11 protein-coding genes and 1 riboswitch are annotated in these 11,547 nt (G+C 64.0%); of the genes, 3 read left to right on the top strand and 8 right to left on the bottom strand.

Going from position 1 to position 11,547, the window contains the following annotated elements:
• Positions 1 to 96: 96 nt before the first annotated feature.
• The 5 genes from BLR13_RS12120 to BLR13_RS12140 form a co-directional block, all read right to left on the bottom strand.
• Positions 97 to 2,517, bottom strand: coding sequence for an aerobic carbon-monoxide dehydrogenase large subunit (locus tag BLR13_RS12120; protein ID WP_074823922.1), 2,421 nt, complete (start codon positions 2,515 to 2,517; stop codon positions 97 to 99).
• Complete coding sequence (locus BLR13_RS12125) at positions 2,514 to 3,014, bottom strand: (2Fe-2S)-binding protein (RefSeq protein ID WP_074823919.1); 501 nt, start codon at positions 3,012 to 3,014, stop codon at positions 2,514 to 2,516. The genes BLR13_RS12120 and BLR13_RS12125 overlap by 4 nt, the downstream gene beginning before the upstream one ends.
• Before the next feature lie 12 nt (positions 3,015 to 3,026).
• On the bottom strand, positions 3,027 to 3,890 hold the full coding sequence (locus tag BLR13_RS12130; RefSeq protein ID WP_074823916.1) for an FAD binding domain-containing protein: 864 nt from the start codon (positions 3,888 to 3,890) through the stop codon (positions 3,027 to 3,029).
• 354 nt (positions 3,891 to 4,244) lie between these two features.
• Positions 4,245 to 5,453 carry an MHYT domain-containing protein gene (locus tag BLR13_RS12135; RefSeq protein ID WP_074823914.1) on the bottom strand — a complete coding sequence of 403 codons (1,209 nt, stop codon included), beginning with the start codon at positions 5,451 to 5,453 and terminating at the stop codon, positions 4,245 to 4,247.
• A 239-nt stretch (positions 5,454 to 5,692) separates the two neighbouring features.
• The gene (locus BLR13_RS12140; protein WP_074823911.1) at positions 5,693 to 6,289 is read right to left on the bottom strand and encodes a 6,7-dimethyl-8-ribityllumazine synthase; all 597 of its coding nucleotides are present in this window, start codon (positions 6,287 to 6,289) and stop codon (positions 5,693 to 5,695) included.
• 75 nt (positions 6,290 to 6,364) lie between these two features.
• A riboswitch (FMN riboswitch) is annotated at positions 6,365 to 6,530 on the bottom strand.
• A gap of 279 nt (positions 6,531 to 6,809) precedes the next feature.
• Between BLR13_RS12140 and BLR13_RS12145 the strand changes: the two genes are divergently transcribed.
• Positions 6,810 to 7,787, top strand: coding sequence for a Bug family tripartite tricarboxylate transporter substrate binding protein (locus BLR13_RS12145; protein ID WP_074823908.1), 978 nt, complete (start codon positions 6,810 to 6,812; stop codon positions 7,785 to 7,787).
• A gap of 22 nt (positions 7,788 to 7,809) precedes the next feature.
• Here the strand turns inward: BLR13_RS12145 and BLR13_RS12150 are convergent, their stop codons facing one another.
• Positions 7,810 to 8,616: an LON peptidase substrate-binding domain-containing protein gene (locus BLR13_RS12150; RefSeq protein WP_074823905.1), complete on the bottom strand. Its 807-nt coding sequence runs from the start codon at positions 8,614 to 8,616 to the stop codon at positions 7,810 to 7,812.
• Positions 8,617 to 9,126: 510 nt separating this feature from the next.
• Between BLR13_RS12150 and BLR13_RS12155 the strand changes: the two genes are divergently transcribed.
• Together BLR13_RS12155 and proC are read left to right on the top strand one after the other, a co-directional pair.
• Entirely contained in the window at positions 9,127 to 9,627 is a 501-nt protein-coding gene (locus BLR13_RS12155; RefSeq protein ID WP_074823902.1) for a YbjN domain-containing protein, read from the top strand.
• 166 nt (positions 9,628 to 9,793) lie between these two features.
• Entirely contained in the window at positions 9,794 to 10,648 is an 855-nt protein-coding gene (gene proC / locus BLR13_RS12160; RefSeq protein WP_074823899.1) for a pyrroline-5-carboxylate reductase, read from the top strand.
• Positions 10,649 to 10,784: 136 nt separating this feature from the next.
• Here the strand turns inward: proC and BLR13_RS12165 are convergent, their stop codons facing one another.
• Together BLR13_RS12165 and BLR13_RS12170 are read right to left on the bottom strand one after the other, a co-directional pair.
• Positions 10,785 to 11,180: a thioesterase family protein gene (locus BLR13_RS12165; RefSeq protein WP_074823896.1), complete on the bottom strand. Its 396-nt coding sequence runs from the start codon at positions 11,178 to 11,180 to the stop codon at positions 10,785 to 10,787.
• Between the two features lie 152 nt (positions 11,181 to 11,332).
• Positions 11,333 to 11,536 carry a tautomerase family protein gene (locus tag BLR13_RS12170; protein WP_025590867.1) on the bottom strand — a complete coding sequence of 68 codons (204 nt, stop codon included), beginning with the start codon at positions 11,534 to 11,536 and terminating at the stop codon, positions 11,333 to 11,335.
• Between the last annotated feature and the right edge of the window lie 11 nt (positions 11,537 to 11,547).

Here is an 11,547-nt window from a genome sequence, read left to right on the forward strand (position 1 = left end):
ACGCGCTCCTCACCATGAGGGTTCAACACTGGACCTCATCCTGAGGAGGCCGCAACGCGGCCGTCTCGAAGGATGAAGCCCCGCTCTACGAGCGCATTACGCAAACACTCCCAGATTCTTCGCCGCCTTCCAGTTGCGCCAGAAGTCGTGCGGCATCTGAATGTGCGTCGACCCCAGGAACGAGAAGGCATCATTGACCGCGTTGGAGAACGCCGGAACGCCGCCGACATTGGGGCTTTCGCCGACGCCCTTGGCGCCGATCGGGTGATGCGGCGACGGCGTGACGGTGAAGTCGGTTTCCCAATGCGGGGTCTCGACCGCGGTCGGCATGAAGAAATCCATGAACGAGCCGGTCACCACATTGCCTTCGTCGTCGTAGCGGATCTCCTGGCCCATCGCGATCGCGAAAGCCTCTGTCAGTCCGCCATGCACCTGGCCCTCGATGATCATCGGATTGATGCGGGTGCCGCAATCGTCCAGCGCGTAGAAGCGGCGCACCTTGTAGACGCCGGTATCGACGTCGATGTTCATGACGCAGATATAGGCGCCGAACGGATAGGTCATGTTGGGCGGATCGTAATAGCTGACCGCCTCGAGGCCGGGCTCCATGCCCGGCGGCACCGAATTATAGGCCGCCCAACAGATGTCCTTCATCGACATCGACTTCTCCGGCAGGCCCTTGACGCGGAAGCCGTCGATATCCCATTCGAGGTCGCCCTCGTGCACTTCGAGCTTGTAGGCCGCGATCATCTGCGCCTTGGCCTTGATTTTTCGCGCGGCCATCGCGATTGCAGCTCCCGCCACCGGCGTCGAGCGCGAACCGTAGGTGCCGAGCCCGTAAGGCGCGGTGTCGGTATTGCCTTCCTCCACCATGATGTCGTCGGCGGGAATGCCGATTTCGGTGGCGATGATCTGCGCCCAAGTGGTCTCGTGACCCTGGCCCTGGCTCTTGGTGCCGACGCGGGCGATGCCCGCTCCGGTCGGATGCATGCGGATCTCGCAGGAATCGAACATCGCGATCCCCAGGATGTCGCAATTCTTGGAAGGACCGGCACCGACGATCTCGGTGAAAAACGACACGCCGAGACCCATGATCTCGCGGGTCTCGCCGCGCTTGAACGCCGCGCGCTTTTCCGCCTGCTCCTTGCGCAGGCCGGCATAGTCGACCGTTTCCATCATCTTGCGCATCGCAGTATGGTAATCGCCGGAATCGTATTCCCACCCCAAGGCCGAGTGATACGGAAACTGCTCCGGCTTGATGAAATTCTTCAGCCGCAGCTCCGCCGGATCCATGCCGAGTTTCTGCGCCAAAATATCCATCCCACGCTCGATGCAATACGCCGCCTCGGTGACGCGGAACGAACACCGATAGGCAACTCCGCCCGGTGCCTTGTTGGTGTAGACGCCATCCACCGACAAATGCGCGGTCGGGAAGTCATACGACCCGGTGACGATGTTGAAGAAGCCGGCCGGCCATTTCGACGGATCGGCGCAGGCGTCGAACGCGCCGTGATCGGCCAGCACATGGACGCGCAGGCCGGTGACGTTGCCTTCCCTGGTGGCGGCGATCTCGGTGGTCATGTGGTAGTCGCGCGCGAATGAAGTGGCGGTCAGGTTCTCGATGCGATCCTCGACCCATTTCACCGGCTTGCCGGTGACGATGGAGGCGACCGCCGCGCAGATATAGCCGGGATAGGCGCCGACCTTGTTGCCAAAGCCGCCGCCGATGTCGGGGGCGATGACGTGGATCTTGTGCTCGGGAATCTTCGCGATCAGCGCCACCACGGTGCGGATCACATGCGGCGCCTGGAACGTGCCCCAGATCGTCAGCTCGCCCTTGATCTTGTCGAACGAGCAGACGCACTGGCAGGTTTCCAGCGGCGACGGATGGGTGCGGTGATAGGAGATCATCTCCTTGATCGTCACCTCGGCCTTGCGGAACGCGGCATCGGTCAGATCCTTGTCGCCGACGGTCCATTCGAAGATGTGGTTGTGATGCTTGCGCGGGCCGTGCGCACCGGTCATCTTGCCGGCGAGGTCCTCGCGCAGCACCGGCGCGTCCGCGTCCATCGCCTTGAACGGATCGATCAGCGGCGGCAACGGTTCGTATTCGACCACCACCTTGTTGATGCCGTCGTCGGCCGCGTAGCGGTCGGTCGCGACCACGAACGCGACTTCCTGATTCTGGAACAGCACTTTGCCGTCGGCCAGCACCATCTGGACGTCGCCGGCCAAGGTCGGCATCCAGGCGAGGTTGACGGTCTTCAGCGTTTCGGCGGTGATGACCGCGAGCACACCCGGCACCTTCAGCGCCTCTTCCGAATTGATCGACTTGACGCGCGCATGGGCGTGGGGTGAGCGGACGAAATCGCCATGCAGCATGCCCGGCAATTTGACGTCGTCGACGTAATTGCCCTTGCCTTGCGTGAAGCGGATATCCTCGACCCGCTTGCGCTTGCAGCCCATGCCTTCGAGTTTGGCTTCGCGTTGTTCCCGCGTGGGAGTCATATCGTTCATTCCGCAGCCTCCAGGAATTCAACGCCATTGATCTTGGCGGCGGCGTACTGGATCGCCCTGACGATGTTCTGGTAGCCGGTGCAGCGGCAGATATTGCCCGATATGCCCATCCGGATTTCGGCTTCGGTGGGTGACGGATTTTCCTGCAGTAGCCGCTGCGCCCGCAAAATCATGCCGGGCGTGCAGAAGCCGCATTGCAGGCCATGCATCATCCGGAAACCTTCCTGCAGCGCCGACAGCGTGCCGTCGGCATTGGCGACGCCTTCGATGGTCATGATGTCGGATCCCTGCGCCTGCACCGCGAACATGGTGCAGGATTTCACCGACATGCCGTCGATATCGACGGTGCAGGCGCCGCAATGGGTGGTTTCGCAACCGATATGGGTGCCGGTCAAAGCGAGATTTTCGCGGATGAAATGCACCAGCAGCGTGCGCGGTTCGACGAGGCCTTCGACCTCGGCGCCGTTCACCTTCATGGTGACGTGGGTTTTTGCCATTTTGTCTCTCCCCTAACCGGCTTTGGCCATGGCGCGCTGCAACGCCCGCATCACCATGATGCCGCCGACATGCTTGCGGTATTCGATGGGCCCGCGGGCATCCGCGGCCGGCGACATGATCGCGACCGCCGCAGCCGCAGCCTGCTTCAGCGCCGCAGCATCGAGGCTGGTGCCGATCACCGCTTTCGCCGCATCCGTCGCCAGCAGCGGCGTCTCGGAAAGGTTGGTGAGGCCGATCGCGCAGGTCGCGACCTTGCCGCCCGCCATCGTGAGAACGACGGCCGCGGCCGCGGTGGCGTAATCGCCGACCTTGCGCTTGAGTTTTTCGTAGGCGTAGCCGTGACCAGCGGCGGGGACCGGAATGGAAATCGAGGTCAAGAGTTCGCCGGGCTCAAGCGACGTGAAATAGGCGCCCTGGTAGAATTCGGTGGCCGCGACATCGCGGGCTCCGGACGTACCTTCGAGACGGTAGCTTGCACCGAGTGTCATCATCAGCGCCGGCATGTCGTTGCCGGGATCGCCGTTGGCGACGTTGCCGCCGATGGTGCCGCGGTAGCGCACCTGCGGGTCGGCGATCAGAAGCGCGGTTTCATGCAGGATCGGCAACGACTTGCCGATCTCGTCGGACGCCAGCAGTTCGTGCTGGGTGGTCATGGCGCCGATCACGACCGTGTTGCCTTTGCGAGAGATGCCCTTGAGCCCGGCCACACCGTGCAGGTCGACCAGATGCTCGGGTGTCGCAAGCCTGAGCTTCATCATCGGCACCAGGCTGTGGCCGCCGGCCAGCGGCCGGGCCTCGTCGCCCAGGGTCGACAGCAGTTTGACCGCGTCGGCGACCGTTGCCGGCCGGTGATAATTGAATGGTCCTGGGATCATTCGTCTCCTCCATTCGTCCTTGGTGCCTTTACGAGGCGGATGGACGTTGGAACGGAGGCTCACTCCCGGCGTTTTGAGCCGCAAGCCGAGGGGCACAAACTCGGGGAATTCGCACGAGATGCGGAGTTTCGCGCACGAATTGCGTCAGGCAGGGCGACCTACCGCGGAGACGGCGCGGCCTCCGCTCCCTCGCCCCGCTCTTGCGGGGTCGAGACGAGCGAAGCTCGCTCTTAGAGTGTTGGGGTGAGGGGCTCTATCCACGAGCTCGACTCGCTGAGAGTCCCCCTCACCCGGCGCTACGCGCCGACCTCTCCCCGCAAGCGGGGCGAGGTAAAGGCATCTCGCTTGTGAGCCTTACGCGTTCCGCCGGGCGAGACCCAGCCTTGCCTTGACCTCGGCGATCTTGGCGCGGCTGACCGGAACCCGGTGCGGCGACGGGCCGTCGAGTTCGACGATGGCGCCGTCGCCTTCCTTGCGCACGAGGGTGACGTGCGGGATCGCGACGATGTGGCTGCGGTGCACCCGGACGAACAGGCCTGGGTCGAGCTGGGCTTCGGCTTCCGAGATCGACCACGGGCACATCCGCTCGCGGGTGCCGTCATGCACCTTGGTATAGTGGGCGTCGGCCCGCACGCTCCTGACATCGGCGCTATCGATGAAGTGGGTACCGTCGGCGCCTTCGACCGGCATCCGTGGCGCGGGCGCCGCACGGGGCGGCTGGCCGATGCCGCCCAGCGGCGTCGGCCGCATCCGCGGACTGGTCGACGCCGCGCCGGCATCAGCCGGCGGGATTTCCGTGACAAGACTGACCGCCTGCGGCGTTGCGGCAGCCGCCGTCGCCCCGACCTTGTTACGCGGATCCGGCACCAGCGACAGCAGAAAGCCCGCGGCGATGACGAAGCAGAGCAGCGTCACCACCAGCGCCAGCATCTGCGACGACGCCGCCAGTCCCTCGATATGGTGATGCATTCCTTCCGACGGGGGAACCAGATGCATGCCGGCCATCGCCGTGTAGTGCATGCCGGATACGGCGACGCCGAACGCGACCGCGCTCAGCGCCAGTTGCACGCCGCCCTGGCGCGCCAAGAACGCGCGCAGACCGCCATAGGCCGCCGCGATCGCGATCGCGACCGACAGCGCCACCATGGCGTTGTCGTGCGTCATGGCGAAATCGCCGGACAGTCCGTGCATGCCGACATAATGCATGCTGGCGATCCCGACCCCGAGCAGCACCGCCGAGGACACCACGCGTGACACCGGCGGCTCGCCGACGCTGACAAAGAACAGGGAAATGCCCACGACCAGCGCGCAGATCAGGAACGAAATGATCGTCGGCAGCACCAGATAGACCGTGCCCGGCGGCAGCGGCGCCGCCAGCATGCCGACGAAGTGCATGGTCCAGATGCCGATGGCGAGAAAGAACGCCGCGCCCGCCAACAGCAGGCGATGACTGGCGTCCGGCGTCCCGCGGATGCGCGCGGTGAGGCCGAAGCCGGTGTAACCTCCCAGAATCGCGATCACCACCGAGAGCGCGACGAGATAGGGATCGTGTCCTTCGAACATGATCGTCTCGGCCGCCCGTCATCACGGGCTGGCCTCCTCCCGCCGCCGACTTTACAGGTGCGGCATCGGAAATGACAATCGTTCTAAGTTCTCCCTCGCCCCGCACTTTGCGGGGAGAGGGTTGGGGTGAGGGGCTGCTTCGATGACGTCCGAAGGAGCGGTACCCCCTCACCCGAAATTCGCTAATGCGAATTTCACCTCTCCCCGCAAGCGGGGAGAGGTGAAATAAGCGACTCTGGCTACACGATCCCCGCCGCGACCTGGCCCTTCAGCCGTTCCAGGCTATGCAGCGTGTTGGCGCAGGCTTCCGCGACTTCGATCCCCTTGATGACGAAATGTTTACGGAAGAAGTCGTGATGCACCGCGCTCTCGTGGAATTGCTGCGGCGTCAGCACCGCCGAGAACACCGGCACTTCGGTCTTCAACTGCACATCCATCAGCGCCTTGATCACGGTGTCGGCGACGAATTCGTGGCGATAGATGCCACCATCGACGACAAGCCCCGCGGCGACGATCGCGGTATAGCGCCGGGTCTTGGCCAGCAGTTGCGCATGCAGCGGGATTTCGAACGAGCCCGGCACCTCGAACAGATCGACCTGCGAACGCGAGATATGGCGCGCCTCGATCTCCTCAAGGAAGGCGATGCGGCATTCCTCGACCACGTCGCGGTGCCAAGACGCCTGCACGAAGGCGACCCGCTGCGGCTTGACGAAACGCGGATGGCTGGGTGCCGGCGGACGCACCGGCGTATCGGGCGCGTGACCGGCTTCGGAGGACTTAACTTGGGGAGTTTCGGTTTGGGATTTGACTTCAGGCTCTTGCAACATCTGATTCATGGCTTTCCTCTTTCAGGACCAGAATCAGGGCACACGGAACGACTTTGGCCACGCGCAAACGCGCGAGGCCGCCGCAACCGTTCTCTTTCATCCGGACTATAACCGTCGGCTTCGGAATCACACCGAATCTGCTGACCCTTCTTCCCGCCAGGAAAACCTGGCGACGAAGGAGGCGCTCGCGGGCTTGGGCTACGTCACCCTTACCGCCGGTGGGGATTTTCACCCCGCCCTGAGAACATCGGCCGCCCGGAATGGACGACCTGAGGCTGAATATGACCAAACGCCGACACGCGGGCAAGCATCTTTGGCATCGGGAATTGGCATGTCCCCATGCCCCCGGGGCAGGGCATGTCTATTTTTGACGCGCTTTCTTCACGCGAACCGGGATCCACCCTCGGATCAAGTCCGAGGGCATGCTTCGCTCGAAAACGCTATGGCCAGCCCGGCCGCCTTTACTCGGGTCGCGACAACTGGGATAGCCATTGCAAATGGCCTTGAAGCCAGCAGGGGGCACGCCAGCATGAAACTTCTCCGCCGCAATTTTCTCAAGCTCGCCGGCAGCGCGATCACAGCATCGACGCTTCCGCGGCTTGCCTTCGCACTCGATTATCCGACGCGGCCGACGCGCATCATTGCCGGCTTTGCCGCCGGCGGCGGCGTCGACATCACCGCGCGCCTGATCGGCCAGTGGCTGGCCGATCATCTCGGACAACCCTTCGTGGTGGAGAACCGCACGGGCGCCGGCGGCAATATCGGCACCGAAGCGGTCGTCAACGCGGCCGCCGACGGCTACACGCTGCTGCTCGCCACCGTGCCGAACGCGGTCAACGCCTCGCTCTACGACAATCTCAAATTCAATTTCGTGCGCGACATCGCGCCGGTCGCGGGCGTGATCCGGGTGCCGATGGTCGTGCTGGTCCACCCCTTGGTTCCGGCGCAGACGATTCCGCAATTCATCGCTTACGCCAAGGCCAATCCGGGCAAGGTCAACATGGCCTCGGCCGGTAGCGGCAGCGCGCCGCATATGGCCGGCGAGCTGTTCAAGATGATGACCGGCGTCGACATGGTGCATGTACCCTATCGCGGCCAGGGCCCGGCGATGACGGATCTGCTTGGCAGCCAGGTGCAGATCCTGTTCGCGGCGGCGCCCGGAACCGCGGACTATGTCAGGAGCGGCAAGCTGCGCGCGCTCGGGGTGACGACGGCCGCGCGCATGCCCGAGCTGCCGGAGGTTCCGACCGTCGGCGATTTCGTGGCGGGGTATGAAGCGAGCCAGTGGTACGGCTTCGCCGCACCGAAAAACACGCCGGCCGAAATCGTCGACAAGCTCAACAAGGAAATCAATACAGCGATCGCCGATCCCGGCATGAAGGCGCGGCTGGCCGCCATCGGCGGCGAGACCATGCCGGGCTCGCCAGCCGATTTCGGCAAACTGATCTCGGACGAAACCGAGAAATGGGGCAAGGTGGTCCGCACCGCCGGCATCAAGCCGGAGTAAAGCCGCGGCCACCCCTCCCCCGTCACGCCGCCTGCTGGCCGGCTTTCATCAATTCGAGAATCTTCTCGAGCCGCGTGACCACGTCACCGGTTTCCAGCAGTTGTTGCCGCTGATCGATGCCGGCCGACAGCAATGACGCCACGGTATCGGCCAGTTCGCCGGGATCGCCGATGCTGGGCAGCAGCAGGCGGGACGGAAGCGTCCATGGCAAGTTGGAGTAATCGACATTGGCATAGACCTGATAGGCATCGAGAACGGCGCGCGCCAGCGCGGCAGCTTCGACGGTCTGGCCGCGTGTCTCCTCGATCGGCGCGACCTCGGCCGCCAGGAAATTCTCCTCGACCGGTCTGAGCACCGACATGCGCGCCAGGCCCGAGAGCATCAGCTTGAGGGTTCCATCCACGATCGTCACGCAACTGACGATTCCCGCGCTAACTCCGACGGGGTAGAGCGCATCAAGGGCGGGATCGTCGTCAGTAGAACGCCGCTGCGCGACCACGATAATGCGGCGGTCCGTCGCCAAGGCGCGTTCAATGGCGCGCCGGGTTTTTTCGCGGGCGACGAAGACCGGCGCGACCATCTTCGGGAAAAAGACCAGGTCGCGGATCGCAAGGACCGGCACAACGGTTGCCGTCGGCACCGCGCTTGCCAGCACTGCCGGCGCCGGCTGGCTCGCCTGAATCCTCGCGGCCAGAAAATTCCAGTCGGGAAAACCAAAAGTCCTGGCGATCAGTTCCAGGCTCTCGCTGTGGGTCAGCGAAACGGATTTGGCCTTCAGAGCTTCGCGCAGGGTCTGCGCCATGGCTTTGGCATCGCGAAAGTCGCGCATCGGATATTCCTCTGCATGGGCGAACGAGAAATGTCAGGCGCTTGCGTTACTGACTCGTTCGCTTGGGCAAAGGGTGCCGGAAGCGGCTCGATACGTTCACCGTACCCTCCTGGAGGGCGCAAGCAGCGGGTCGTATCCACCCGGTCCAAAATATGCGCGCCGCCCAAAGCGGCTGTCAATCGAGGTTAAGGAAAAATTAACCATTGTGCCGGCACGCTCGCTCGTCGAACGCGTCGCCGGCGTACCGGATTCACGCTTCCGTGAATCCGATTCCGGTTTGTTCCAAAAGTTAACGTGTATGACGGTCATGAGCTGTGGACGACGGCGTTTTGGCCTGTGGACGGACTCCTGGGTGAGTTGCGCGGATTCCGCAAATCACATCACTTGAGCCCGGCAGCCCCCGGCACGATCAAGGCGATCAGGGGATTGCAGCCGGCCGCGACGTATCAGTTCAGCGCGTGCCGTTTCCCGTTGCGTATCAAAAGACTTCAAGAGCAAGGTCGAGACGGCATGTCCCTCCTCGAAGGCACTATCGATTCCAGGATCAATCCGCTCGCGGTGGTCGAGGATATCGCCGCGGATAACAACTGGGCGTTCGAGCGCTCCGGCGAAGACGAAGTCACGATCGTCTCCAAGGGCAGCTGGACCGACTACCAGCTCTCCTTCACCTGGATGGCCGAGATCGAATCGCTGCATCTGGCCTGCGCGTTCGACATGAAAATTCCGACGGCGCGGCGCGCCGAGGTGCAACGGCTGATCGCAGCGATCAACGAACAATTGTGGGTCGGCCATTTCGACATCTGGACCCACACCGGCATGATCATGCACCGGCAGGCACTGGTGCTGCCGGGCGGGCTGACCGCCTCGGCCGCGCAATGCGAGGCCATGCTGGTCGGCGCCATCCATGGCTGCGAGCGCTATTACCCCGCGTTCCAGTTCGTGGTCTGGGCCGGCAAGACCGCCGCGGAAGCCATGAGTGCCGCGATGTTCGACACCGAGGGCGAGGCGTAATCTTCCGTCGTCCCCGCTTGGTGCGCAATTGCGCACGGGGCGCGGGGACCCATACGCCGTGACCTCCGGGCTCAAGCAAACTGCTTGTGGCCTGTCCCTCGCTTCACTAGAACCGGCTGTGGTTATGGGTCCCTGCTTTCGCAGGGACGACGAGAGAGTGTTACGCATGTCGTCTTCAGTCGCTACCGCACAAGCCCTGAGAAACGTCCACGGCACCATCGCCCTTGCCGGCGCCGGCAAGATGGGTGGCGCGATGCTGACCGGTTGGCTGGCGCAGGGGCTCGACGCCAAACGCGTCGTGGTGATCGAGCCGCATCCGTCCACCGAAATCGGCGCACTGGCCGCTCAAGGCATCCGCCTCAATCCCTCGGTCAAGGACGCCGGCGAGGTCGACACGCTGGTGGTCGCGGTGAAACCGCAATCGTTCCGCGAAGCCGGCGCTTCGTTGAAACCCTTCGTGGGCTCGTCGACGCTGGTGGTCTCGATCATGGCCGGCATGACGATCACCTCGCTCGAGGCGGTCTTATTTGAGAAAGTCTCGGGCGGCAGCGTGGTGCGTGCCATGCCGAACACGCCGGCGGCGATCGGCCGCGGCATCACGGTCGCGGTCGCGGCGAAAAAGGTCAGCGCCGCCCAGCGCGCCGTCGCGGATGCGTTGCTGCGCGCCACCGGTTCGGTCGAATGGGTCGACAAGGAAAGCCTGATGGACGCGGTGACCGCGGTGTCCGGCTCGGGACCTGCCTACGTGTTCCTGCTCGCCGAAGAACTCGCCCGCGCCGGCGTCGCGGCCGGCCTGCCGGTGGAACTGGCAACGAAACTGGCGCGCGAAACCGTCGCCGGCTCCGGCGAGTTGCTGCATCGCTCGGAGCTGACCTCGACCACCTTGCGCCAGAACGTCACGTCCCCCGGCGGCACCACCGCCGCCGCGCTGGAAGTTCTGATGGGGCCGAACGGAATGCAGACGCTGCTGACGCGCGCGGTCGCCGCGGCGACGCAGCGTTCGAAGGATCTGGCGAAGTAGCTACTTCGTGCCTTCCTCGTCATTGCGAGGAGCGAAGCGACGACTTGTCCGCCGTAGCTCCTTGAGCGAAGGCGGAAGCAATCCAGACTTCCTTGCGGTCAGATGGATTGCTTCGCTTGCGCTCGCAATGACGCCGTCATTTCGGCTGCAGCCGCCTGGTAAAATTCTCGACATTGACGAGGCCGCGGGCGTGGCGGCCGTCGCCGATCTTGCGCTCGCCCTCGAAAGCCTCGACCTCGAAGCGGATCACGCGGCGTTCCACCGCGATGACTTTTGCCGTGGTCCGCACGGTTGAGCCGACCAGCGACGCCCCGAGATGACGGATATCGACCTCGGTGCCGACGGTGACCCAACCATCTTGCAGATGGCCTTGGATCGCATCGCCCGAGGCCAGCTCCATTTCCAGGATCATCATCGGCGTCGCATAGACCATCGGCATACCCGGCACGAAATGCCCAACCGTGCGCTCAATGGGCACCACGAGCCTACGCTCGGCGCTCATGCCGATCTTGATGACGTCGCGTGCGTCCATGGGGAGGTTCCGACAACAATAACGGCGTCGTCCCGGCGAACGCCGGGACCCATACGCCGCGGCCCTTCAATAAGGCAGGATGTCCGACGCCTGTCATTAACAACCGGCGCCGTGGTTATGGGTCCCCGCGTTCGCGGGGACGACGGAGAGTGCTACTTCTTCGCGGCTGCCGCGCGCTCAACGAACGTCTTGCCGCCCTTCATCTTGTGGGCCAGCGGCGCTTCGTTGATCTGGATCACGACCGCATCGGCATCGACGCCGAGGTTCTTCACCAGCGCCTGGGTGATGTCGCGCATCATGCCGGCCTTCTGTTCGTCGGTGCGGCCGGCGGCCATGCTCACGGTAATCTCAGGCATTCTACTACTCC

Source organism: Bradyrhizobium ottawaense, from assembly GCF_900099825.1.
In the GTDB taxonomy this organism is placed as follows: domain Bacteria; phylum Pseudomonadota; class Alphaproteobacteria; order Rhizobiales; family Xanthobacteraceae; genus Bradyrhizobium; species Bradyrhizobium ottawaense_A.

What these genes read in the sequence shown, in the direction of transcription:
- BLR13_RS12120 (WP_074823922.1), bottom strand. Translation starts at nt 2,517, where the DNA reads ATGAACGATATGACTCCCACGCGGGAACAACGCGAAGCCAAACTCGAA.
- BLR13_RS12125 (WP_074823919.1), bottom strand. Translation starts at nt 3,014, where the DNA reads ATGGCAAAAACCCACGTCACCATGAAGGTGAACGGCGCCGAGGTCGAA.
- BLR13_RS12130 (WP_074823916.1), bottom strand. Translation starts at nt 3,890, where the DNA reads ATGATCCCAGGACCATTCAATTATCACCGGCCGGCAACGGTCGCCGAC.
- BLR13_RS12135 (WP_074823914.1), bottom strand. Translation starts at nt 5,453, where the DNA reads ATGTTCGAAGGACACGATCCCTATCTCGTCGCGCTCTCGGTGGTGATC.
- BLR13_RS12140 (WP_074823911.1), bottom strand. Translation starts at nt 6,289, where the DNA reads ATGAATCAGATGTTGCAAGAGCCTGAAGTCAAATCCCAAACCGAAACT.
- BLR13_RS12145 (WP_074823908.1), top strand. Translation starts at nt 6,810, where the DNA reads ATGAAACTTCTCCGCCGCAATTTTCTCAAGCTCGCCGGCAGCGCGATC.
- BLR13_RS12150 (WP_074823905.1), bottom strand. Translation starts at nt 8,616, where the DNA reads ATGCGCGACTTTCGCGATGCCAAAGCCATGGCGCAGACCCTGCGCGAA.
- BLR13_RS12155 (WP_074823902.1), top strand. Translation starts at nt 9,127, where the DNA reads ATGTCCCTCCTCGAAGGCACTATCGATTCCAGGATCAATCCGCTCGCG.
- proC (WP_074823899.1), top strand. Translation starts at nt 9,794, where the DNA reads ATGTCGTCTTCAGTCGCTACCGCACAAGCCCTGAGAAACGTCCACGGC.
- BLR13_RS12165 (WP_074823896.1), bottom strand. Translation starts at nt 11,180, where the DNA reads ATGGACGCACGCGACGTCATCAAGATCGGCATGAGCGCCGAGCGTAGG.
- BLR13_RS12170 (WP_025590867.1), bottom strand. Translation starts at nt 11,536, where the DNA reads ATGCCTGAGATTACCGTGAGCATGGCCGCCGGCCGCACCGACGAACAG.